This window comes from Bifidobacterium sp. UBA744 (assembly GCA_002298605.1).
In the GTDB taxonomy this organism is placed as follows: domain Bacteria; phylum Actinomycetota; class Actinomycetes; order Actinomycetales; family Bifidobacteriaceae; genus Bifidobacterium.
Window position 1 is genome coordinate 1 of record DBKS01000053.1, and the last position, 23,145, is coordinate 23,145.

18 protein-coding genes are annotated in these 23,145 nt (G+C 63.0%); 14 read left to right on the forward strand and 4 right to left on the reverse strand.

Features of this window, described 5'->3' with window-relative positions; genetic code table 11:
* Window positions 1–359: 359 nt before the first annotated feature.
* The 12 genes from B2994_RS05330 (at window position 360) to glnA (ending at window position 13,308) form a co-directional block, all read left to right on the forward strand.
* Window positions 360–1,631, forward strand: a complete 1,272-nt coding sequence (locus tag B2994_RS05330; protein ID WP_291527337.1) for an MFS transporter — start codon at window positions 360–362, stop codon at window positions 1,629–1,631.
* A gap of 105 nt (window positions 1,632–1,736) precedes the next feature.
* Window positions 1,737–3,422, forward strand: a complete 1,686-nt coding sequence (locus B2994_RS05335; RefSeq protein WP_414630645.1) for a DEAD/DEAH box helicase — start codon at window positions 1,737–1,739, stop codon at window positions 3,420–3,422.
* A 100-nt stretch (window positions 3,423–3,522) separates the two neighbouring features.
* Window positions 3,523–3,918 (forward strand): DUF4186 domain-containing protein, encoded by a 396-nt coding sequence (locus B2994_RS05340; protein ID WP_291527338.1) that lies wholly within the window; start codon window positions 3,523–3,525, stop codon window positions 3,916–3,918.
* A 139-nt stretch (window positions 3,919–4,057) separates the two neighbouring features.
* Window positions 4,058–4,939 carry an aldo/keto reductase gene (locus B2994_RS05345; protein WP_291527339.1) on the forward strand — a complete coding sequence of 294 codons (882 nt, stop codon included), beginning with the start codon at window positions 4,058–4,060 and terminating at the stop codon, window positions 4,937–4,939.
* Between the two features lie 112 nt (window positions 4,940–5,051).
* Window positions 5,052–6,449, forward strand: a complete 1,398-nt coding sequence (hisD, locus tag B2994_RS05350) for a histidinol dehydrogenase (RefSeq protein WP_291527340.1) — start codon at window positions 5,052–5,054, stop codon at window positions 6,447–6,449.
* Window positions 6,446–7,603 carry a histidinol-phosphate transaminase gene (locus B2994_RS05355; protein WP_291527341.1) on the forward strand — a complete coding sequence of 386 codons (1,158 nt, stop codon included), beginning with the start codon at window positions 6,446–6,448 and terminating at the stop codon, window positions 7,601–7,603. Before hisD ends, B2994_RS05355 begins: the two co-directional genes overlap by 4 nt.
* A 100-nt stretch (window positions 7,604–7,703) precedes the next feature.
* Window positions 7,704–8,303, forward strand: a complete 600-nt coding sequence (gene hisB / locus B2994_RS05360) for an imidazoleglycerol-phosphate dehydratase HisB (RefSeq protein WP_291527342.1) — start codon at window positions 7,704–7,706, stop codon at window positions 8,301–8,303.
* Window positions 8,303–8,953 (forward strand): hypothetical protein, encoded by a 651-nt coding sequence (locus tag B2994_RS05365; RefSeq protein WP_291527343.1) that lies wholly within the window; start codon window positions 8,303–8,305, stop codon window positions 8,951–8,953. Before hisB ends, B2994_RS05365 begins: the two co-directional genes overlap by 1 nt.
* Window positions 8,954–9,008: 55 nt before the next feature.
* Window positions 9,009–9,656 (forward strand): imidazole glycerol phosphate synthase subunit HisH, encoded by a 648-nt coding sequence (gene hisH / locus B2994_RS05370; protein WP_291527344.1) that lies wholly within the window; start codon window positions 9,009–9,011, stop codon window positions 9,654–9,656.
* 11 nt (window positions 9,657–9,667) lie between these two features.
* On the forward strand, window positions 9,668–10,396 hold the full coding sequence (gene priA, locus B2994_RS05375; protein ID WP_291527345.1) for a bifunctional 1-(5-phosphoribosyl)-5-((5-phosphoribosylamino)methylideneamino)imidazole-4-carboxamide isomerase/phosphoribosylanthranilate isomerase PriA: 729 nt from the start codon (window positions 9,668–9,670) through the stop codon (window positions 10,394–10,396).
* Entirely contained in the window at window positions 10,396–11,901 is a 1,506-nt protein-coding gene (locus B2994_RS05380; protein ID WP_291527346.1) for a DUF2252 domain-containing protein, read from the forward strand. The genes priA and B2994_RS05380 overlap by 1 nt, the downstream gene beginning before the upstream one ends.
* Window positions 11,902–11,970: 69 nt before the next feature.
* Window positions 11,971–13,308 carry a type I glutamate--ammonia ligase gene (gene glnA / locus B2994_RS05385; RefSeq protein WP_291527347.1) on the forward strand — a complete coding sequence of 446 codons (1,338 nt, stop codon included), beginning with the start codon at window positions 11,971–11,973 and terminating at the stop codon, window positions 13,306–13,308.
* A gap of 54 nt (window positions 13,309–13,362) precedes the next feature.
* Here the strand turns inward: glnA and B2994_RS05390 are convergent, their stop codons facing one another.
* Window positions 13,363–14,958: a DUF5067 domain-containing protein gene (locus B2994_RS05390; protein WP_291527348.1), complete on the reverse strand. Its 1,596-nt coding sequence runs from the start codon at window positions 14,956–14,958 to the stop codon at window positions 13,363–13,365.
* 365 nt (window positions 14,959–15,323) lie between these two features.
* On the opposite strand from B2994_RS05390, the gene B2994_RS05395 reads away from it, so the two are divergent.
* Window positions 15,324–16,481, forward strand: a complete 1,158-nt coding sequence (locus B2994_RS05395; protein WP_349675658.1) for an MFS transporter — start codon at window positions 15,324–15,326, stop codon at window positions 16,479–16,481.
* Window positions 16,471–17,289 carry a hypothetical protein gene (locus tag B2994_RS05400; protein ID WP_291527350.1) on the forward strand — a complete coding sequence of 273 codons (819 nt, stop codon included), beginning with the start codon at window positions 16,471–16,473 and terminating at the stop codon, window positions 17,287–17,289. Before B2994_RS05395 ends, B2994_RS05400 begins: the two co-directional genes overlap by 11 nt.
* Before the next feature lie 94 nt (window positions 17,290–17,383).
* Here B2994_RS05400 and B2994_RS05405 read toward each other — a convergent pair whose 3' ends face one another.
* The 3 genes from B2994_RS05405 to B2994_RS05415 all read right to left on the reverse strand — a co-directional run.
* On the reverse strand, window positions 17,384–18,286 hold the full coding sequence (locus tag B2994_RS05405) for a hemagglutinin (RefSeq protein WP_291527351.1): 903 nt from the start codon (window positions 18,284–18,286) through the stop codon (window positions 17,384–17,386).
* A 61-nt stretch (window positions 18,287–18,347) separates the two neighbouring features.
* Window positions 18,348–22,499: a DUF3418 domain-containing protein gene (locus B2994_RS05410; protein WP_291527352.1), complete on the reverse strand. Its 4,152-nt coding sequence runs from the start codon at window positions 22,497–22,499 to the stop codon at window positions 18,348–18,350.
* Window positions 22,500–22,532: 33 nt separating this feature from the next.
* Window positions 22,533–23,145 (reverse strand): class I SAM-dependent methyltransferase (locus B2994_RS05415; protein ID WP_291527353.1); only part of this gene is annotated, 613 nt, incomplete at its 5' end.

The following is a 23,145-nucleotide window of genomic DNA, read 5'->3' on the forward strand; positions in this document are numbered from 1 at the left end:
CAAGAAGACGGGCGTTATCCGCAACGATTATCGCGTCGGAGAGTTTCAAGTTTGTCGAGATATACGCTGATGCATTGGTCGTGTATCTGATAATAGCCGTCGCGTTGTTTGCACTATTCGCCGTGGCGGAGCGTGTGCTGAAGCGTCGCGTGCCGGTGCGGGCGTAAGGCCTGGGGTGGAGGAAAAACCTCCAAATGAAAACCCTCCAAACAAAGTGTGGGACGAGAAAAGACGCAGGCTACAATCAAAGCGGCTAATCCAAAAGACGCGCGGTGCGATATTGTAAATGGCGACCGGGCGGAGGGTGAGACAAGCAGAATCGTCGCTTGACGGGCGGGAGCACCAAAGAGGGGGCAACAATGACCAGCGTTGAATTTGACAGACGGACGGCGTTGAGTCGTTTGGGGTGGGCCGGCGGCCTGGGGTCGTTTCTCGGCTCGTCCGCCATCGTCGCTTTGTCGTCGACTCTCACCATGTGGCAGAGCGGTCTTGGCTTGGGGACATTTGAGATCGGTGCGCTTAGCGCGGTTTTGAATTTCGCCATCGCGGCCGGTTCGCTATCGGTGGGTGTGCTCTGCGCGAGATTCGGGATGACGCGTGTATTCAACTGGTCGAATCTTGTGGTCGCGTTGGGATTCCTGCTGTGTGCCCTTGCCGTCAATTTTCCGATGCTGTTGGCCGGCGTGGTACTCGCGGGGCTGGGAACCGGCGTTGATCTTCCCGTGTCTCTGTCCGCGTTGACCCGCGATGCGGAGGATCCGCAGGTTGGTTCGAAGCTTGTTGCAGCCACGCAGATCGGATGGCAGCTGGGCATGCTGGTGTCGGTGGTGCTTGCGTTCGTGGTTTCGCCACTGCGCGGTGCGATGGGAGGCCGGATCGTGTTCCTTGTCCTTGCCTCCGTGGCATTGGCATTGTGGTGGTGGCGCGTCCGTTCCAGCGAGTTTCGCGAACTTCACAGACTGGGGGAGAGCGGCTCTTCGAAGGCCTCGTCCGTGGACGGTGGATCCGAAACCGCGCCCGGAAAAGGAATCCGCGTGTTGTTTGCGGGCGTCGAAGGTCGCCGCTATCTCAGGCTGTTCGTGCTGCTGATGGTGTTCTACGTGTTCTGGAACCTTCTGGCCAACACATGGGCGCAGTTCCAGACTTATATGCTCGTCAACGCCAATGCTTCGCAGACATTGGCCACCGGTCTGGGCGTCGTCCTGTACGTGGTGATGCTTGGTTCGAATATGCTGGTCTCGGCCACGGTGAACACCAAATGGCGCAATCCCCTGTTCCTCGTCGGAGGCGTGTTGTCGTTGGCGGCCATGGTGATGATGGCGGTGGGCGGCGGCACCCTGGTCGTCACCGTCGTCGCGACCGGCATCATGTATCTGGGCATGCCACTCGCCGGCGAGGCGATCTGTAAGGTATGGACCCAGGAATCCTTCCCCGAATCGAATCGTGCGGCTGTCCAGGGAACGATTCTCGGCCTGTCTCGCATCATCTGCGCTTCCTTCGCGTTCGTGGCGCCCGCCCTGGTGCTTCCCGGGACTATCGGACCGACCCTCTGGTGCTTCGTCGGAGTGGTGGCAGTCTTCTTCGTCTCGGGTGTGGCCTTTATCAAGGCGAGGGGGGCACTTCTGTCCTGATGCCGCTGGCAGGCCGAGCATTGTATTTGGACGTATGGCGGGATGGCCCGTCGCTGGCGCGGTCAGCCGAACGTTAGGTATTCCTCGCGCTATGATGGTGCGTCTATGTCTGAAGCAATGCAATCTCAATCCTTTGACGATCTTGGCGTGCCGGGACCGATGACGCGTGCGCTGGCTCTTGAAGGCAAGGTGACGGCGTTTCCCATCCAGCAGGACACCTTGCCCGACTCATTGGCGGGGCGCGACATTCTGGGTCGTGGCCGCACCGGGTCGGGCAAAACGCTGGCGTTTGCGATTCCGATGGTTGCTCGTCTCGCCAGCCATGGTTCCGGAACTCGCGCCGCGGTGGAGGAATTCGAACGCGAAAAGAATCGGATCCAGCGTGAACGCGCAAGCGGGCGCAAGCCGTCTCGTCGCATGCCGCATCCCCGCGGGCTGATTCTCGCTCCGACCCGTGAACTCGCCAACCAGATCGACGAGGTGCTGGCGCCTCTCGCCCGCGCCATGCGTCTGACCACGGTCACCGTGTACGGCGGCGTGAAGCAGGGTCGACAGGTTGCCGGGCTGAACGCCGGCGCGGATATCGTGGTGGCGTGTCCGGGGCGTCTCGAGGACCTGCTTCGGCAGAACCTGTTGTCCTTGGAATCCGTTGAGGTCGCCGTGCTCGACGAAGCCGACGAAATGGCCGATATGGGTTTCCTTCCCGCGGTTGAGCGGCTGCTGGCGCAGATCTCCGACCGCGCCCAGTGCCTGCTGTTCTCCGCCACGCTTGATCACGGCGTGGATAAGCTCGTCAAACGATTCCTTCACGATCCCAAGATCCACAGTGTCGATGAGGCGACATCTCCGGTGGCGCTGATGACCCATCATGTGTTTCTCACCACGAGGGACGGGCGTTTCCCGCTGGTATGCGCCCTTGCCAAGGGCCAGGGCAAGCGCATTCTGTTTACCCGGACCAAGTTCCAGGCCGAGAAGTTGGCCAGGCGTCTGCGCTCCCACGATATTCCGGCAACCGATTTGCATGGCAATCTGAGCCAACGGCAGCGCGACCGCAATCTCGCGTTGTTCACCGATGGCGGGGTGAATGTGCTGGTCGCCACCGACGTGGCCGCACGTGGCATTGACGTTAGCGGCGTGGCGCTGGTGGTGCATGTCGACCCTCCGAACGATCCGAAGTCGTTCCTGCATCGTTCCGGCCGCACCGCCCGTGCCGGCCATGCGGGCGATGTGGTCACTCTGGTGATGCCGGATCAGCGTCGCGGTGCGTTGCGCGTGCTGCGCGAAGCCGGTATTCATGTCAAGCCGGTTTCCGTGCGCGAGGATTCGCCTGAAGTCGGCGAGCTGGTGGAGCGCGTCGAGCGGGAGGCGGAAGTCTGGCGACGGGAGTCGGAAGAGGCCCTCCACGCCGCCGAGGAGCGTGCCGCCGAGGCAAAGCGTCAAATGCGTTTGGATCGTCATGACGATGACACTCCGGCGGGCATGGCGACAGGCAAGGCCTCGAGGAGGAAGGAACGGCAGCCTTCGGGGAAGGCCCCAAATGCCAATGGGCGCAATAAGCGCAATAAGCGCCGGAAGAAGACTTCCAATGCGCCTCGATTCGTGGAGGATTCCTCGCTGGCTGTGAACGCTCGCGGGGGCAGGCGCGTGCATCGCAAGCCGATTCGCGTCGTCGAGGATCTGCGGGGCGAGGACGCCAAACGCCATGATCGTCAGGTTGCCGCGCGGGCGGAGTTTCGAAGGAGTCCGGACCGGCATAAGCGGGGGAGGCGCGACTATCGCAATGGCAGGTAGACAGTAAGTAAGTAGGCGAGTGGGCAGTAGGCAGACAGCCTCCCCCCCCCCGGGCGTCATGCAATACGCAAACCGGAACGACCCGACTACAGTTGGCATCGTGAATGAGGCTCAACAGTCAGCATGGGTGCGGGAGACGCTTGGTCGGCTCGCGCAATCTCAATTCCGGACGAAATTCGCGTTGTCCGACAAGGACCGCGCCTACGCCCGAGCCAAGGGCAAGGCGGTGATCGGCCGTCATGCCCACGACATGCTGCGCGCCCGCGTGGGGGATGCGGAGCCTCGCAATGACGGCAGGCAGACGCCGTGGCGGGGCCACCCAGTGTTCACGGCCCAGCATGCCACCGCCACCTGCTGCAGGGGATGCATTGAGAAATGGCATCATATTCCCAAGGGCAGGGAGCTGAGCGATGAGGAGATCGATCGGCTTGCGTCGCTGGTGATGGCGTGGATCGAGCGGGATCTCGTGCGGCATCCGGCGCATCCCGCCGGATAGTCCGGCATGGCGATGGGGAGGCCCGGCGGATACCATGGGAGGCGGCGACCATGTCGACAGGAGGCGGCCGCGCGATGTTGACGGCGAATCCTCCGGAAGTGGTTCGCCGCGGAGGAACCCGCCGAGGAAAGGACGAATAATGACGAGTGGACTGCGCGCTCCAATGCTCATGTTGAACGATGCATCACATACCGAGATTCCGCAGATCGGTTTCGGGACCTTCCAGATTCCCGCCGACCAGACCCAGCGGGCCGTGGAGGAGGCGTTGGAGATCGGGTATCGTCACATCGACACCGCCGCGGCGTACTACAACGAGGAGGCGGTGGGCGCCGCGCTCAAGGCGACTGGCATGGCCGGTCAGGTGTTCGTCACCTCCAAACTGCGCAACTGCGATCAGGGCTACGACCAGACGCTGATCGCCTTCGAGGATTCGCGGCGCAAGCTCGGAGTGGACTGCGTCGACATGTACCTGATCCACTGGCCCATGCCGCGCATCGACGCGTACCGCCAGACATGGAAGGCGCTGCTCAAGCTGCGCGACGACGGCGAGATTCGCGTGCCGGCCGTGAGCAATTTCCTGCCCGAACACCTTGAGGCGCTGTATGAGGATTCCGGCGAGTATCCGGCCGTCAACCAGATCGAGAACCATCCGCGCTACAGCCAGCCCGAAACCCTGCGATTCTGCCGCGAGCACGGCATTGCGGTGGAGGCGTGGAGTCCGCTGGGCCATGGCGGCGACATGAATGCCGAGCCGGTGGTGGCCGCCGCCGAGGCCCATCACGTCACTCCGGCCGAGGTGGTGCTGCGTTGGCACACCCAGTCCGGTCGCATCGTCATCCCGAAGTCGAAGCATGCCGATCGCATGCGGCAGAATCTCGCTTCCGCCGGTTTTGATCTGACCGCGAGCGAGCTAGCCGCCATCGACGCGCTGAGCTCCCCGGAGGGGCGCATCGGCGCCGATCCGGTGACGTATGTGCAGTCGCAGTCCTGGGCCGATCAAAAGGCCCGCGGCAATGTGTGACCTCGGGGCTTTCTCGATAATCTGCCGGATGACGCGCCGGATATCTCAGCATGTGGGTTGAGACGCGGTCCGGCGGTCGTGCGGTCAGCGCGGGAACCTACACTGAGGAGCTATGAGCGAGAACATTATGCGAATCATCGACCTCCGTGGTCGCAAACTGTCCCGTGCCGAGCTGCTGGCCGCCATGCCACGCGCCGCCATGGGCACCTCCGAGGCGTCGGATCTGGTGCGTCCGATCCTCAAGGACGTGAAGGAGCGTGGCGCCGCCGCACTGCGCGATTTCGAAGAGAAGTTCGATCATGTGCGTCCCGAGCATCTGCGGGTGCCCGCCGAGGCGTTCGCATCCGCTCTTGAGACGCTGGATCCCGAGGTCCGCTCCGCCATCGAGGAATCGGTGCGCCGCGCCCGCGCGGTGGCGGCCAACCAGGTGCCGAAGGACTTCCACACCGATCTCGCGTCCGGCGCCCGCGTCGCCGAACGTTGGATTCCGATTCAGCGTGTGGGCCTGTACGTGCCCGGGGGCAAGGCCGTATACCCCTCATCCGTGATCATGAACGTTGTGCCGGCTCAGGCCGCCGGCGTCGAATCCCTAGCCATCGCCACCCCGCCGGCGCGCGACAACGACGAGGGCCTGCCGAACAAGACCATTCTGGCAACCTGCGCCATTCTCGGCGTTGATGAGGTGTACGCGGTCGGCGGCGCCCAGGCCATCGCCATGTTCGCGTATGGCGCCAAGGGCGAGCTGCCGCAGGACGGCGATGTGCTGTGTGATCCTGTCGACAAGATCACCGGCCCGGGCAACATCTTCGTCGCCACCGCCAAGTCGCTGGTGTCCGGTTTCGTCGGCATCGACGCGGTTGCGGGCCCCACCGAAATCGGCATTATCGCAGACGGGAGCGCCACCCCGAAGTTCGTGGCGGCCGACCTGATCGGCCAGGCGGAGCACGATGAGCTCGCCGGTTCCGTGCTGTTCACCGATTCCACAGACATCGCCGACGCCGTGCAGGCCGAGCTGCTCAGGCGCGTGCCCCGCACCGAGCATGCCGAGCGCGTCCACACCTCCCTGTCCGGTCAGCAGTCGGCCATTGTGCTGACGGACGATCTCGACCAGTCCATCGACGCCGCCAATGCGTACGCCGCCGAGCATCTGGAGATCCAGACCGAGAACGCCGACGCCGTGGTCAAGCGCATCAGGAATGCCGGCGCGATTTTCCGCGGCCCGTTCTCCCCGGTGCCGCTGGGCGATTACATGTCCGGTTCCAACCACGTGCTGCCCACCGGCGGTACCGCCCGTTTCGCCGCGGGACTTGGCGTGCACACCTTCATGAAGCCCGTCGAGGTCATTGAATACGACGAGGAGGGCCTGAAGACCTTGGCCGCCCGCATCAACGCCTTCGCGGTGTCCGAGGATCTGCCGGGCCATGGAGAATGCGTGCTGACTCGTTTCGTCGACGATCCGTACGACAAGGCCACGCTCGACAAGCAGGAAATCAAGGCGGGTCTCAAGTGAGCTCCATTCCCTCCAATCTTCCCCTGCGCAACGATCTGGTCGGCGAGGAGCCCTATGGTGCTCCCCAGCTCGACGTGCCGGTGTGCCTGAACGTCAATGAGAACCCGTATGCGCCCGACCCCGCCGTCTGCGATTCGATCGCGCGTCGCGTGCGCGAGATCGCCCCGACGCTCAACCGTTATCCGGACCGCGAGCATGTCGAGCTTCGTCGGGCATTCTCCGACTACCTTGCCAGGGAGTCGGGCGTACGGCTCGACGTGGACGAGCTGTGGGGCGCCAACGGCTCCAACGAGATCATGCTCCAGCTCTTCCAGGCGTTCGGCGGTCCCGGCCGCACCGCCCTGGGCGCAGACCCGACCTATTCGATGTATCCCGAATACGCCCGTGACACGTTTACCGGCTGGGAGCTCGCTCACCGCAACGCCGATTTCACGTTGAACGTGGAGGCGGTGCTTGAGGCGATCGAGCGCGTGCGCCCGAGCATGGTGCTGCTGACCAGTCCGAACAATCCCACCGGCACGCCGCTGCCCATGGGTGACGTCGAGCGCATCCTCGCGGCATGCGAAACCGCTGGAGTCGCCGGCGCGCCCGAAGGCGTCCATCCGATTCTCGTGATTGACGAGGCGTATGTGGAATTCCGCGATCCCGGCCTGCCCTCCGCAGTCAGCCTGATCAAGGACCATCCGAATCTGGCCGTCAGCCGCACCATGAGCAAGGCCTTTGCCTTCGCCGGCGCGCGTGTGGGCTATCTGGCCGCCAGCCGCGGCATCATCGATTGCGTGCGCATCGTGCGCATGCCTTACCATCTGTCCGCCGTCACGCAGGCCGCGGCGCTCGCCGCGTTCGAGCACATCGACGAGCAGCTGAGCCGCGTCGGACATTTGCGTGAAACCCGCGAGGCCACCGCCGCATGGCTCAAACGGCAGACCTATCGGGGCAAACCGCTGGAAGTGGCGCAGTCGCAGTCGAACTTCCTGCTGTTCGGCGGTCATTTCGATGACCGCGAGCGGATCTTCGACGAACTCCTGAAGCGCGGCGTGCTGATCCGCGTGGTCGGCCCCGATGGCTGGCTGCGCGTCTGCATGGGCACCGACGGGGAGATGGAACGATTCCGCGAGGCGCTGGTCGAGGTGCTCCGTCTGGTCGAGGCGTAAACGTCCCCATACTTGCCGCGGTAGGCATAACGTCGATAATCAAGTGCAGACCGACACCGCATGCGCCAGTATGCAGGCCTGCAACAGGGAGAGGAAGCACATGGCACGTACCGCACACATCATTCGTGAAACCAGCGAATCGCATATCGATCTCGAACTCGATCTCGATGGCACCGGACAGACCGATATCGACACGTCCGTACCGTTTTACAACCATATGATGACGGCCCTGGGCAAACACTCGCTGATCGATCTCAAGATCAAGGCCTGGGGGGACACCGACATCGATGTGCATCATACGGTGGAGGACACCGCCATCGTGTTCGGCGAGGCGTTGAAGCAGGCGCTGGGCGACAAGCGTGGCATCCGCCGTTTCGCCGATGCCACCGTGCCTCTGGACGAGGCCCTGGCCAAGGCCGTGGTCGATATCTCCGGGCGTCCCTATGCGGTGTGCACCGGTGAGCCGGCCGGCTATGAATACTGTATGATGGGCGGTCATTTCACCGGTTCGCTGGTTCGCCACGTGATGGAATCCATTGCGCTGCATGCCGGCATCTGCCTGCATATGCAGGTGCTGGCGGGGCGTGACCCGCATCATATCGCCGAAGCCGAGTTCAAGGCGCTGGCCAGGGCCCTGCGTTTCGCCGTCGAACCCGATCCGCGCGTGCACGGCGTGCCGAGCACAAAGGGGAGTCTGTGATGGCGGAGGATTTCAACCCCGACGACGCGCACTTCTCCGACGAGGAGCTCGAAGCTGCGCTCGCCGGCTTCGAGAAGGAATTCAAGGAAGGCGACGCCGGCAAGAACGACGATGACGGCGGCCATGACGGAGGGGATCCGACGGCGGACTTCGACGAGGAACTTGAAGGGCTGCTGGGGGACAAGGCCAAAGTGGCCGTGATCATCACGCGTCTCGCCTCGGCCGAGCTGCTGGCCGCGTTCTGCCAAATTTCCGACATTTCGGCCGATTGCATCGCCTCGCAGGATGGGGCGGTGGCCGTGCTGTCCAATCTCGCCGGCGACGGTCCCGAAGCCGCGGCCAAAGACCTGACCACAGTGGTCAACGGCATGGCGGTTGTGCTGGCGGTGAATCGCGCCGACAAGCTCGAGGCCACCATGTACCTCAAGGGGCAGTCCGGTCAGACTTTCGCCCCGCCTGTGCTGTTCACCGCGACCGCGGGCTTCGTCGAGGACCTGATGCTCGGCATGACAACCGTCGACGCCCTGAAATCCCAAGGACTTACGATGGTGTCCACCTCCGCGTACGATCGCGAGGCCGCCATGAAGGTGATTGCCGAACACACGCGCTTTGGCCGTGGCGGCGCCACCCGCGGCTCGCGCGTGCAATAGCAAGAGCCCATCGCGCCAGTCCGTGGCGCAAGTCTGACATAGCAAGGAGCAACCAATGACCAGAGTCGTCGTCTTCGATTACGGGTTCGGCAATGTTCGTTCCATGGTGCGTGCGCTCGCCAATCTCGGCGTGGATGCCACACTCACCTCCGATTACCGGCAGGCGCTGGAAGCCGATGGCCTGGTGGTGCCCGGCGTCGGGGCGTTCGCGGCATGCGTGGACGGACTGCGGCAGGTGAGAGGCGACCGTGTGATATACGATCGGGTTCGTTCCGGCAGGCCTGTGCTGGGCGTGTGCGTCGGGCTTCAGATCATGTTCGAAACCGGCACCGAACATCAGGAGAACGCCCATGGACTTGGATTGATCGGTGGCAGCGTGGACCTTCTGGATGCCCCTGTGGTGCCGCATATGGGATGGGACACCGTTGACGCCGCCCCTGGCAGCACCCTGCTGCGCGGTGTTGAGGATGAGCGGTTCTACTTTGTGCACTCCTACGCCGCCATGAACGCCGCTCCCGCCGACCTGAGCCACGAACAGATCGATCTCGGCGATGCCGATGAGCGCATCACATGGTGCGATTACGGCTACAGCCATTTCGTCGCGGCCTATGAACGCGGCCCGATCTCGGCCACGCAGTTCCATCCTGAAAAATCCGGTGAGGCCGGCGCCAAGCTGCTCACCAATTGGATCGCTTCGTTCTGAAAGGAAATTCCATGTCGCTTACCCTGCTTCCCGCCGTTGATGTCCGTGATGGCAAAGCCGTGCGCCTGCGCCAAGGCGAATCCGGTTCCGAAACCGATTACGGCTCCCCGCTTGAGGCCGCCCGCACCTGGGTTGAGGCGGGCGCCGAATGGATCCATCTGGTCGATCTCGACGCCGCGTTCGGCACGGGCGACAACCGCGCCCAGCTCAAAGCCATCGTCGCCGAACTGGGGGATAAGGTCAATATTGAAATGTCCGGCGGCGTGCGCGACGACGAGTCGCTGGACGCCGCGCTGGAAGCCGGCGCCGCGCGGGTGAACATCGGCACCGCCGCGCTCGAGAACCCCGAATGGACCGCGTCGGTCATCACCAAATACGGAGACCGTGTCGCCGTGGGTCTTGACGTGCGCGGCCACACGCTTGCGGCCCGCGGATGGGTCAAGGAGGGCGGCGACCTGTTCGAGACGATGGCGTTCCTGGATTCGGTGGGATGCTCGCGCTACGTGGTTACCGACGTCGCCAGGGACGGCATGATGTCGGGGCCGAATATCACCCTGCTCAGGGAGGTCGCCGAACGCACCGACGCCAAGGTCACCGCTTCGGGCGGCATCGCCAGGCTGGATGACCTGCGGGCCATCAGGGAACTTGCCGATCTGGGTGTGGACGCCGCGATTCTGGGCAAGTCGCTGTATGCCCGAGCATTCACGCTCGAAGAGGCTCTCGAGGTTGCGCGCGGCTGATGAGCAAGACGTCGAACACAGTGAAGACAACGGTGAGCGCGGGCGGCGTCTCGGAATCCGCCGACCCGTCGACCGGGAGCGCCCGGCGATGGCCCCGCATCGACCTGCGCTCCTGGGTGGAGCATGAGGATCCACGCGACAGGGCCAAAGCCGGCATCGCCGCTCGTGTCAAGGCGCCCTTGGAAAGCCATGCCATATGGCAGGTGCGTGAGGGGCGTCGCGATGTGATCAGCCTGCTGGAGGAACAGTCGGCCGTGCGCGTGCCAGATCTGATTCCGTTGCGTTACGCCCGTATGAGTGTCAGCCCCTTCACCTTCTACCGCGGCACGGCCTTGATCATGGCGAACGATTTGGCCCGCACGCCGGTTACCGGCATCCCGGTGCAATGCGTGGGCGACGCCCATATCGGCAATTTCGGCATCTTCCGTTCGCCGTCCGCCCGTCTGGTGTTCGACATCAACGATTTCGACGAGACCGCCACCGGCCCGTGGGAGTGGGACATCAAACGTCTTGCGGTCAGCGTCGAGGTGTGCGGGCGCGCGAACGGCATCAAGGAAAAGGCCCGTCGCGCCTGCGTGGAGCGTTGCGTGCACACGTATCGCAACCGCATCGACCAGTTCTCCAAGATGGATTATCTTGAGGCGTGGTACGACCATCTTGATGTCGAGCAGACGCTTGATCGCTTCGAATCGACGCGCAACGGCGTGAAGAACCGCACTCTGCGCGCCGCCGCCATGAAGGCCGCGTTGAAGGACTCCGACGCCGCGGCCGCCAAACTCGCACATTGGGAGGGCGACAAGCTGCGCTTCAACTACGCCCCGCCGGAATTGGTGCCGATCAGCCGTCTGAAGCATTACGCCGATCTCGACGCGCTGCAGGCGCGCATCGACGCGCTGATGGCCAGCTACCGCGAGTCTCTGTACGATGACCGCCGTCATGTCTTCGATCATTACCGGTATCACGACGCCGCCCGCAAGGTCGTCGGCGTGGGATCCGTGGGCCAGCGTGCCTGGATCGCCATGTTCACCGGCCGCGACGTGGACGATCCGCTGATTCTGCAAATGAAGGAGGCCACCGATTCGGTGCTCGAGCGCTTCTGCGGCACCAGTCCGTACGCCACGCACGGCGAGCGTGTGGTGCAGGGGCAGAAGCTCATCCAGTCGACGGCCGACGTCATGCTCGGCTGGTCGTCGTTCATAGCCGATGACGGTCGGCCGCGTGACTATTACGTCCGGCAGCTTTGGAACGGCAAGGGATCCATCGACATCGATCATCTCAATGATCTGGCCCTGTCCGATCTGGGCCGCATGTGCGCGTGGTGCCTGGCCCACGCCCACGCGCGTACCGGCGATTCCACGGCCATAGCGAACTATCTGGGCGGCACCTCCGAGTTCGATGAGGCCGTGGCGTCTTTCGCCGTCAGCTATGCCGATCAGACCGAAGAGGATTACAAGGTATTCAAATCTTTGATCAAAAAGGGCGAGCTTCCCTGCAGCGCGAAATAGCCGGACGGCGATCGACGCCAGGTTTTGTGTTAACGAGTGCCGTAATAATAGCATGCGACCATGGTCCCTATGGATAAGCAGCAAGAGTTTGCACTGCGCACGGTCGAAGAACGCGACGTGCGCTTTATTCGTTTGTGGTTCACCGATGTTTTGGGAACGCTGAAGTCTGTGGCGATTGCTCCTGCGGAGCTGGAAGCGGCGTTTGAAGAGGGTTTGGGATTTGACGGTTCGGCGATCGAGGGCATGACCCGTATTTCCGAGGATGATATGATCGTCCACCCCGATCCCTCCACCTTCCAGATCCTGCCGTGGCGAGGTGGCCCTCAGGGTACCGCCCGCATGTTCTGCGACGTACTGACGCCCGAGGGGGAGCCGTCGCTGGGGGATCCGCGCCATGTGCTCAAGCGCGCGCTCGCCAAGGCGAAGGACCGTGGCTTCACGTTCTATGTGCATCCAGAAATCGAGTTCTACCTGTTCGAGAATCAGGAGGACTGGTCCCAAACGCCCAAGCCCATCGACGACGGCGGCTATTTCGACCATGTGCCGCGAAGCCCCGGGATGGATTTCCGCCGTGCCACGGTGAATATGCTTGAGCAGATGGGCATTTCGGTGGAGTATTCGCATCACGAGGCGGGTCCCGGCCAGAACGAGATCGATCTGCGCTATGCCGATGCGCTTACCACGGCCGACAACATCATGACGTTCCGTACGGTGGTCAAGGAGATTTCGCTTGAGCGTGGCATTCACGCCAGCTTCATGCCCAAGCCGTTCTCCGACAAGCCGGGATCCGGCATGCACACCCATTTGAGCTTGTTCGAGGGCGATTCCAACGCGTTCTACGAGGCTGGCCAGGAATTCAACATGTCGCTGACCGCGCGGCAGTTCGCAGCCGGCATTCTGTACCATGCCGCCGAGATCTGCGCGGTGACCTGCCAGTACGTGAATTCCTACAAGCGTCTGTGGGGCGGCAACGAGGCGCCGAGCTACATTTGCTGGGGCCATAACAATCGCTCCGCCCTGCTGCGTATTCCGCAGTACAAGCCCGGCAAGGGGAATTCCGCCCGTATGGAGTTCCGTGCGCTCGACCCGGTCGCCAACCCGTATCTCGCCTATTCGCTGCTGTTGGCCGCCGGTCTGGACGGCATCGACAAGCAGATGCAGCTTGACGAGCCGACCAGTGATGATGTGTGGGAGCTCACCGATCAGGAGCGCCAGGCCATGGGCATCAAGCCGTTGCCGAGTTCGCTGGACGAGGCGCTGAAGATCATGGAGCGCTCCGATTTTGTGGCCGACGTGCTTGGCGAGCATGCCTTCGAGTATTTCCTGCGCAATAAGCGTCAGGAGTGGGCCGAATACAACAGCCAGGTCACGCCGTACGAGTTGAGCAAGTATCTTCGTCGCCTGTAGCAGAATTGCGCAGTCGTATGGCGGTTGCAGTCCGCTGCATTGCGAACGGGGAGTTTATGACGGCACTCCGTCGATCGGGAAGGACTGGTCGAACTCGGGTCCGTCCGATCCCGACATCTGCATGCGCACCTGATCGGTGAGGTTGCGTAATTCGCAGGCGAATGTGACCGTGCCGGTAACGCCTGGCTGCAGGTACTGAAGCTGGGATGGGAAGTCATACAGATCGCTGTCGGACGAGAGGGAGGCCGTGCTCAGTTCCACGCCGTTCTGGAAGAATTTGGGGTAGCCGATCCGAGTGAAGTATATGGGGTGCTTGGATGTGTTCTCCCAATCGATGGTGATGACCGCCGTGTCGACATCCCGATCGCTTCTGCCCGCGTACGTTACGTCCCTGACCGTGAATGACAGGCTGTCCTGCACGCCGTTGCCTGACAAATATCCATCCCATGATTCGAACCATTGCGCGGTGTCGGTCGTCCCGGCGCCTTCGTCGGGCTCCAGTGCATTCGTGATGTCGGATGCTTGCAGACGGGTGAGATCGGTCCGATCCTGCGCCAGGGAGAATCCACCGCGGATGATGACGGGGTCGTTGCTGGACAGTTCGACCGCGATGTCGGATTCGTCCCGAAGCTCATATGCCTTGGTCACATCAAGGCTTGCCCCGTTCGCGATCTCCAGATTGGGGGATTGGTAGTCGTAATAGTCCAATCCGTCGGGGTCCTCCGCGGAATAGTTGCGATAGTCGGAGACTGATGTTTCATGAAGGCTTGCGCCATGCTGGTAGACGTTGTCGTGGATAACGCCGAACGACGTGTTGTTCGCCGCATGATTGGTGAACCGGTAGGTGACGATCACCGTTGGGTTGTCGGCATATGACCGCGGTCCGCGTCGCGCTGAGACGATGGCGACATCTCCGGAGGAACCCTCCGCCCAGGTCAGGCTGCCTTCGTCTTCCAGTACGGTCGGTTCAACGTCCTCGGGTTTGACCTTGGAATAGTCAGGCTCCTCCCCGTCGCTGGAGGAGGGGAGCGAGGTTTCTGCGGCGTATCTGCCGCTCCAGTCGCCCGTCCACGGATTGCCGCCAAGGGACATCAGGGTGATTGTCGAAAGCGTGGAAGACACTATGAGCCACACGGCAAGTACGAGCGCTGTAATGGCTCTGCCTTTGCCGGCCCATTGGTGGCGTGAGATGGCAATGAGTGCGGCAGCGGCCAATATCGCGGTGATCACGGACAGTGCGAGTTGCAGAATGGGGCTGAAATCGCACAAGAAGGCCACGGCGGCGCATATGATCGCCGCCGTGGCCATCGTGCTGACGCGGCGGGATGTGTCGGCGTGGCGGGATGTGCTGCCTGCGCGGGTTTGGGATTGCCGCCGTCCGACGATTGGGTTCGATGTGGCCGCCATCGGTTTCGGCTCCGTTGTCCTGATCGGATTCGTAGCCGTTGCCGTGTCCGCGGCGGTGGCGGTGGCCGATACGCGGCTTTCCTGCGGCGTCCACGGGGGTCTTCCGGCCAGTTTGCTCTTCTGATTGTCGGCATCCAGCACCTGTGACGGATCGACGTAATCCTGCGTCTCATCCGTGTCGAATGGCGAAACGTAGCCGTCGCCGTTGGCGTCCTTGCCGTTTCTGCTTGCGAACAGTCCCATGTTCGTTTCCCTTCGCAATGTCGTCCGAGACGGTCCGCTGAGCCGTTCCCTGAGTTCTTCTCGGACTCCTCCGGCCAGAAAAACCGCGTTTGGTTCGCACTTCGGTTCCGTGACCATTCTATCGCCATGGTCGGCTGAGACACCATGGTCGGCGGGCGAAGTCAGCGGGTTCTGGAATCGGCGGGGATGGTACAATGACCGCGGTTTCGGTCATGGGCCGTGCCCTGTGTCGTGAGGGGAAAGGGGCGAAGTTGACTGTGCGTCGTCGAGCTGAAGAACGGCGATCCAAGGAGCGGTGCTCTGAGAAGGTTCGATCCGGTCGCTTCTTCACATTGCCGGTGATTACGCTGATCGCGCTGAATTTCATGCTGGGCATGAGCGAATTCGTGGTGGTGGGCATCCTGCCGGACATCGCGCATGGGCTTGGCGTTTCGGAGGTCACTGTCGGCAATCTGGTGGCGTTGTTCGCTGTTCTGTATGCGCCGTGCACGCCGTTGGGGTCGGCGCTTTCCGCCCGGTTCCCTCGATTCACCGCGCATGTCGCGCTGGCGGTTGTGTTCCTGGTCGGCAACGTGCTGTGTGCCGTCGCGCCGAATTACCAGGTGCTGGTGGCGGCCCGGCTGATGATTGCGGCGGTGTCCGGAACGATCGTCTCGATTTCGATGACGTATGCGAATGACGTGACGTCATCCGCCAATCGCACGAAATTCATCGCATGGGTGTTTTCCGGTTTCTCCATCGCCTCGGTGGTGGGCGTGCCGGTCGGCACCGCGGTGGCGAACGCTTTCGGCTGGCGATGGGCGTTCTGGCTGGTGAATGCGTTGACGGTGGCGGTGCTGGCGATGATGCTGGTGTCGGTGCCTCGTCGCGACCCGCAACGGATCAAGATCGGGTTCCTCCGCCAGTTCCGCCTCTTCGCCGATCGCCGTATTCAGCTTGGCATGTGCGCCGTTGTGTGTGGAGCCGCAGCCACCTACGTGTTCTACACGTACCTGACGCCGATTATGCGCGACGAGCTTGGCTTTTCCGAAAGCCTGGTGAGCGCAGGTCTGATGGTGTACGGGCTTGCCTGCCTGTGGGGCAATCTGACGAGCGCCAAGTTTGCCGATCGCGGTACCGGCGTGGAGCCGTTGTCGGCGATCCGCCCGATCTATCTGATCCAGGCGCTGGCGCTTTGCGCGTTGGCGTTCGCGGGCGCGCTGCCGGCCGTGTATGGCGCCGTGGTGCTCATTGTTTTGGGATGCCTCATGTATCTGCAGAATTCGCCGTCGCAGATCCTCTATATGGATGTGGCGGGGCGGTCGCATCCCGGCTGTGTGAACCTTGCGTCGTCGTTGAACCCCATGTCGTTCAATATCGGCATTGCGGTGGGTTCCGCAGTCGGTGGTATCGTCAATGACGCTCTTGGTCTGGTGTGGCTTGGACCGGTGGGGGCGATCTTCTCACTGCTCGCCGCCCTTGTCGTCACCGCTTTGAGGAAACCCATGACAACGGATGCAAGGCGGGAGGCCGATGACGAATAAGCAGGACGAGACACTTGGCGAGACGCTGGACGATGGCACCAACGACGAGGTGGTGTTCGGCCCGTACGCTTTTTCCGTGGATTACCGGGGGTATTCACGCTGGTATGCTTCGCGTGGCAGAAAGGAACTGAAGAAGGGATTCGCCATTCTCGCCGGATTCTCCACCGTGTTCATGCTGGCGGGAGCGGTGTGCCTGATATTGCTGCTGCTGGGGGTGATCGGCGCTTCGGAACGCGTTGCCGTATGGCTGCTGTTCGGATTCTGTCTGGTGCAATGGCTGCTGGCTCTGGTTGGCCTTGCGCACCCTCGTATGGTGCTTGCCTCACAGCGTTCCATGACCAAACGCTGGTTCGCCGCCCGTGGCGTGAACGTCGAGGCCATGGAGCTGGCGCAGCCCGACATTCGGCAGTGGAGCGTATTCGTGCGCTCGCTCGTCACCCCGATGGGCGTCGAAGAGCATCTGGCTGACGATTTCATGGTTCGCTTGCCGTTCGCCGTGCTGAACGCCGAGCCGGAGGTCATCGACGACGCGTTGTGCTACCGTGTCGCCTCCGACAAGGAAGCCGTTACACTGTGGACGCTGCTCGATAAGCAGATTCATTTTCCGCAAGGTCTGGTCAACGATACCGTGGTCATTCCGTTCAGCGCGTTCCGTGACGGTCAGGACGACATTGAATCATTCAGGCGAGATATGGCCTCGCGCATTCGAAGGCAGCGCGACGCCGTGATCGAGGAATCGGCGGCATCGGTGACGGGAACGCGTCACGGCACGCCGCTCACCGACGAGATCGTCGAGTGGGCGGCCTAATCGGATTTCCGCCGTCCGAGTCGCCATCCGACTGGGGAGGTCGTCTCGGACGGATCGCGGTCTCGCTCACTGAGAAACAGCCGCCTCGCGAATGTCAGTCACGGGGATTGCCGAACCATCCGGCGTAGATGATGGTGAAATTGCGGTTGCCATAACTGGAGCAGCTGTCTCCGGTCCCTGATCCCGCCGCCAGCGCCGCGGCATTGGGCTGGTATGGCGTGTAGATGTAGAGCAGCGTGGTCGCGTCGTTCTCGATGAAGACGTTGCCGGTGCCGCAGGCCGCGTTGGGATGGTATCGGATGGCGTTCACTTCGCCGGTGCGGATCTGATACTGCTTGGGATGTGCCAGATAGTATTTGAACCGTCGAGCCGCTCCGACCACCTGGTTGACGAAGCCGGCGTAGGCGGGGTCGCAGCTGGCGTCGTCCGGACAGCTCAAACCGGTCGCGGCCTTGTAGTTCCAATCGCTTGGCGGCGCCGCGGTAACCAGATGCTGTTCTTTTTGTATCAGCGTGAGCAGGACTTTTTGGCTGATGCCACAGGATTGCGACGCCTGATCGATGATCTGTGCGGCGGTGAGCGCGGTGCCGCCCGCGAATGCCGAGCACAGGTCGTCGGCGTCGCGCGGATCCGCGTCAAAGGTTTTGGACTTCAGGCATTGGTCCCCGGTGCAGGCCGACCCCTTGTCGTTGAGAAACGTCTGGATCTCGTCGGCGCTCATCGCATGCGGGTCGAAGAACTGCCTGTCGGAGATGATGTTGCCGGGGTTGAAATCATAGGTAAGCGTCCACTCCTGTTGATGCTCGCGGGTGGCGGCCACCAGGCGCTGGTACTGCACTACCCGCACCATGCCGAGCGTCAGTGCGACGACCACAATCGCCGCGACGACGGCCGAGCCCACGATGGCCGTGCGACGGGCCAATCCGGCGCGTTTCCAGGCGCGCTTCCATCGGGTGACGCATGAGGTGCGTTTGCGGCGTGCTGCTGATCTGGTCATTGCCACGTATTGTATCGTTCCTGTCTGAATCGCGGTGAGAACGTTCCTGGAGGGAAGGGCGTCACGCCACGGCCTTTTTCAGCCGTTGGAGGCTGACCGGTTTCGGCGTGCCCAGCTCCTGGGCCCACAAGGACACGTAGAACTCCTCCAACATCCACCGTGCCTCGGTGGCCTGCCGCATCAGCTCCTCATGGCGTGGGCCGGCCGGTTCCGCCTTGGCCCGGGACATTGCGGCGTCGGCCACCCGCCGCGCCTCATCCGCCTGCCACGCCCAGCGGACGTCGCGGTTCTTGTCGGTTTTGGCCTTGGCGAGCCGGCTCAGATCCGCGTGGAGGTACCGTTCGATATGACGGAGCGCATACGGCGGCGCCTTGCCGATGAACCCGGGAAACACCAATGTGGCGATATGTTCGCGAATCGACTGCAAAACCGACAGCATCGGCAGATCGGCCTTGCCTGATACGGCCTTATCCACTTCGGCATGGCGTTTGAGAATGGCGATCACATCCCTGGCCACGGCGTATACCGTGTCCTCGTACACCTGCTGCACGTCGAGCACGGCATTGGCCAGCGCCTCGTCGTCGGGAAGCTTGTCGACTTCGGGCAGGAGCCGTTTGACCGCCGCCAGCTGCAAGTCCTCCACCAGCGCCCTGGTGGACTGGTACGGTGCCGAGGCGAGCATCAATGCCTCCGTGCCGAGCCAACGGGACGAAACACGTTCCGAAGGCAGCCTGAGTGCATCCAGTGCGCCCCGCCACAGCATGGCGGCGCGGGACTCGGTGGTGGCGCCCGCCTTGTGCAGCAGATTCGCCTTCTCCACGAGCTTGCCCTGCTGGCCTGCGGCGCTGGCCTTGCGCTCGACCATACGTTGCGCGGCCGCCTCGGCTTGCGCGGCGAACCGGCGTTGCAGAGCGGCCAGATCCTTGCCGGTGCCAAGTGTCTTGACCGGTCCGCGACCGCCGTTGCGACGTTTGCCGTGGGCGTGCGCGGGGCGTGGTGCTGACTGCTCGATGGCGAAGGTGACTTTGAGATACGCGCTGAGCTTGTCCCACAGTTCCCCGTTAAGCACTTCGGGATGGATTTGCGCGCCAACTGTGGCGATGGCGGCCTGGGTGAATACATGGGCGAGGTCCGGCCATCGGGCCGGGGAACCGTCGGCTGGTGCCGGGGGCAGATTCGGATGCCGCGTCTCGCCGGAGCCCGGCAGATCGGGGTATCGTTCGTCGATCCATGCGCGAATGGTGCGGGCGGTGTCGGGGGCGGGCACGAACTGCACGCGAAGGGCCTTGGGCAGCGCCTTGATCATGCCGAGTATCAGCTCATCCAACAGGCCGGGCACGTTCCAGGTGAATTGTTCCGGCGTGAGTCGGGACAATACGGTCACCGGAACATGCACGGTCACGCCGTCCAGCGGATCATGCGGGTCGTACACATAGCTCAGTCGCAGATCGACAGGCGTGCCATCGGTGCCGAGCGTATGCCAGTGATCGGGGTAGTCGTCCAAGCTGACGGTATCCGCGTCGGCCAGACGCTCCACCTTGCTCGGGTCGAAATCCAACAGATCGGGGTGGGCGTCATGCTCGCCCTTCCACCATTTGGCCAGATCGGCCACACTGGTCACCTGCGGGGGGATCGCGGCGTTGTAGAAGTCGAACAGGTCCTCGTCGCTCACCGTTTCGGCCACTTGGCGGGTGCGGTTGGCGTCGTCGGCGGCGTCTTCGAGAATGTCGCGATTCCCTGCCACAAAATCGTCGTAGCTGAAGCGCTGCCGAATGTCACCTTCCACCAAGCCCTGACGCAGCAGAAAATCACGCGCCTCAACGGGATTGATGCGTCCCCATTGCACCGTGCGGTCCTGCACGATCGGCAGACCGTACAACAGCACTTTGGCGCTCGCGACGGCGGATCCCCGGGATCCCGACCAGTGGGGTTCGGCATAGGTCACGCGCGTCAGCGACCCGGCAAGCGGTTCGGCCCATGCCGGGTCGATGGCGGCGGAATACCGGGCCCAGAGGCGGCTGGTTTCCACAAGTTCGGTGCTCATCACCCACGGGGGAGTGGTTTTGGCGACAGCCGAAGCCGGGAACAGGGCGAAATGCGTGCCGCGCGCGCCAAGGTACTCGTTCCTGGACTGCTTCTGGGCGCGCTTCATGGCTCGGACGCGTGCCGCGCCGGACAAGCCCGCGAAATCCGAGGCCTTGGGTTCGCGAATCACCTGCATGCCCATATTCGACAGCAGTCCGGCTAGCATGGCGGTGTGAATACCGCGATCATCCCACGAGCAGCACATGCTGTGGGCGGCCTGCTGGTTGATCGGCAGCTGGCGCACGGTGAGATCGGGGCGTGATATGGGCTGCGGAGAACCGACCTTGAATTTGAGCTCGCGGCACATCTCGGTGAGCTGATTGACCAGATCCCTCCACTGGCGGATGCGCAGCCAGCTGAAGTATTCGGTTTTGCAGATGCGGCGCAGCGCCGAGTTGCTCGGCTCGCCGTCGGCTTGGAAGATGCGGTCCCAGATGTTAAGCGCGGTGAGGAAATCGGAGGACGCGTCCGCGTATCGGTTGTGGATGCGGTCGGCTTCCTCGCGGTTCTCGTCGGGTCGTTCGCGCGGATCCTGCAGGCTGAGGAACGCGACGACCACCAGCACTGCGGCAAGGGTGTCGGGCGTGGATTTGGCGGCTTCGATCACCATGCGCCCGAGACGCACGTCGATGGGGATGCGGGACAACTGGCGGCCGATATGCGTCAGCGTGACTTCCCCGTGCCTGCGTCCGATGGCCTTGAGTTCCGTCAACTCATTGAAGCCGTCGGACACGGCTTTCATATCCGGTGGGTCGATGAAGCCGAAATGCGTCACGTCTTCCGCGGTGCGCGCCACGCCCACCGACAGCATATGCAGCACCACCGCGCCCAACGAGGTGCGCAGGATTTCCGGCTCGGTGAAGCGGGGGCGGGTCTCGTAGTCCTCGCGACTGTACAGGCGGATCGCGATACCGTCGGCGATACGGCCGCATCGGCCGCTGCGCTGGTCGGCGCTGGCCTGGCTGATCGGCTCGATCGGCAGACGCTGCACCTTCGCGGTTTTCGAGTATCGGGAGATGCGGGCGGTTCCCGGGTCGACCACATACCGGATGCCGGGTACCGTCAACGATGTCTCGGCCACATTGGTGGCGATCACGATGCGCTGGTGGGAGTGAGGCTCGAAGACGCGATGCTGCTCCTTGTTCGACAGCCGCGCGAACAGCGGCATGATCTCAATGGCGTCCGGCCGGCGCATGTCGGCGGCCCTCGGACCATAGTGGTGGCGCAACGCGTTTTCGAAGTCATGGATATCGCGTTCACCGGAGGCGAAGACCAGGATGTCGCGGGCGCCGCGTTCATGCGAGGAATGAATGACCAATTCGGCGCAGGCGCGTGCCACGGCCGTGGCCATATCGGTGATCCCGCCGTCGTCGGAGTCCCGATGTCCGCCGCCTCGGGCGGACCGTGCGCCATGCGATTCGCCGTCGCCTGCAACGGCGGTGGACAGCTCCTCATAATCGGCGTCGCCGGGGCGGGCTCCGGTTGCGAATCCCGGCACCTCCCGCATGAGCGCCGGCGCGGTTCCCAAAGGCTCGTACAGTACCTGCACGGGGTAGGTGCGACCGGAAACCTCGATCACCGGTACCTTCGCCTTCAGAGCGTGTTCGAAATGCTCCTTGAATTTCACCGAATCGATGGTGGCGGAGGTGATGATGAGCTTGAGATCCCGGCGCCTGGGCAGCAGGGCGGTGAAATAGCCGAGCAGAAAGTCGATGTTGAGGCTGCGCTCATGGGCCTCGTCGATCACGATGGTGTCGTACTGGCTGAGATTGGGGTCGCGCTGGATCTGTGCGAGCAGAATGCCGTCGGTGACCACACGAAGGCGGGTTTTCGGCGAGCTTTCGTCCGTAAAACGAACTTGGAAGCCCACCTCGTCCCCGAGACGAACGCCCAGTTCGGTGGCTATGCGCTCGGCGACGGTTCGCGCGGCGAGCCGCCGCGGCTGGGTGTGCACTATTTGCCGGCCGTGGCTGCCGCGGCCCATTTCAAGTAGGATCTTGGGGATTTGCGTGGTTTTTCCCGAGCCCGTCTGGCCGGAGACGATAACGACCTGCGAGGTGCGTACGGCCTGCGAAATGTCGTTACGAGCGGCCGAAACCGGCAGCTCCGCGGGGTATTCGAAGTTCATTGCCTTTTCTCCTGCCCCCGTTTCCCTTGGGGGCTAACGCTGCTGTCGCAAAACCTCAATGATACGGTAGCCCTTGGAGCTTGCGTATTTGCCGACTGTGAATTCGTCGCCCAACGCTTCGGCGAGCCAGGGGATCAGTGAGTCGGCGCCGAGGTTCTTTTGCACCACCAGATAGGCGGCCCCCGTCGGATTGAGCCGGGGCAGCCAAGTCATCAGCAGGGTGTGAAGCACCGCCTTGCCCACTCGAATCGGCGGATTCGACCAGATCAGATCGAATGTCGCGTCGTCGTCCAATGGTTCGGTGATGTCGGAGATCTGGTCCGGAAGCGGCTTGCCGGATTCATCCACCTGGGTGGCGTGCACGTTGGCGCAGCCGTTCGCCGCGGCATTGCCTACGGTGAGTTCGAGTGCGCGTTCGTTCACGTCGATGGCGTGGACCCGGGCGTTGGGGGAGGCCTGGGCGAGTGCCAGGGTGATGGGGCCCCATCCACATCCGATGTCGAGGAACCTGCCGATCGCGGGCGGTTCCGGCGCGCCCCTGAGCAGCACGGACGTGCCGAGGTCCACTCGGTTGGCGGAGAATACGCCGTTGGACACCTGCACGCGCTGTTCGCGGCCGCGGATCGTCACCGTCATGGTGCGGCGC

What these genes read in the sequence shown, in the direction of transcription:
- glnA (WP_291527347.1), top strand. Translation starts at nt 11,971, where the DNA reads ATGGATAAGCAGCAAGAGTTTGCACTGCGCACGGTCGAAGAACGCGAC.
- B2994_RS05405 (WP_291527351.1), bottom strand. Translation starts at nt 18,286, where the DNA reads ATGACCAGATCAGCAGCACGCCGCAAACGCACCTCATGCGTCACCCGA.
- B2994_RS05365 (WP_291527343.1), top strand. Translation starts at nt 8,303, where the DNA reads ATGGCGGAGGATTTCAACCCCGACGACGCGCACTTCTCCGACGAGGAG.
- B2994_RS05390 (WP_291527348.1), bottom strand. Translation starts at nt 14,958, where the DNA reads ATGGGACTGTTCGCAAGCAGAAACGGCAAGGACGCCAACGGCGACGGC.
- B2994_RS05335 (WP_414630645.1), top strand. Translation starts at nt 1,737, where the DNA reads ATGTCTGAAGCAATGCAATCTCAATCCTTTGACGATCTTGGCGTGCCG.
- hisH (WP_291527344.1), top strand. Translation starts at nt 9,009, where the DNA reads ATGACCAGAGTCGTCGTCTTCGATTACGGGTTCGGCAATGTTCGTTCC.
- priA (WP_291527345.1), top strand. Translation starts at nt 9,668, where the DNA reads ATGTCGCTTACCCTGCTTCCCGCCGTTGATGTCCGTGATGGCAAAGCC.
- hisD (WP_291527340.1), top strand. Translation starts at nt 5,052, where the DNA reads ATGAGCGAGAACATTATGCGAATCATCGACCTCCGTGGTCGCAAACTG.
- B2994_RS05330 (WP_291527337.1), top strand. Translation starts at nt 360, where the DNA reads ATGACCAGCGTTGAATTTGACAGACGGACGGCGTTGAGTCGTTTGGGG.
- hisB (WP_291527342.1), top strand. Translation starts at nt 7,704, where the DNA reads ATGGCACGTACCGCACACATCATTCGTGAAACCAGCGAATCGCATATC.
- B2994_RS05380 (WP_291527346.1), top strand. Translation starts at nt 10,396, where the DNA reads ATGAGCAAGACGTCGAACACAGTGAAGACAACGGTGAGCGCGGGCGGC.
- B2994_RS05395 (WP_349675658.1), top strand. Translation starts at nt 15,324, where the DNA reads ATGCTGGGCATGAGCGAATTCGTGGTGGTGGGCATCCTGCCGGACATC.
- B2994_RS05400 (WP_291527350.1), top strand. Translation starts at nt 16,471, where the DNA reads ATGACGAATAAGCAGGACGAGACACTTGGCGAGACGCTGGACGATGGC.
- B2994_RS05345 (WP_291527339.1), top strand. Translation starts at nt 4,058, where the DNA reads ATGACGAGTGGACTGCGCGCTCCAATGCTCATGTTGAACGATGCATCA.
- B2994_RS05410 (WP_291527352.1), bottom strand. Translation starts at nt 22,499, where the DNA reads ATGAACTTCGAATACCCCGCGGAGCTGCCGGTTTCGGCCGCTCGTAAC.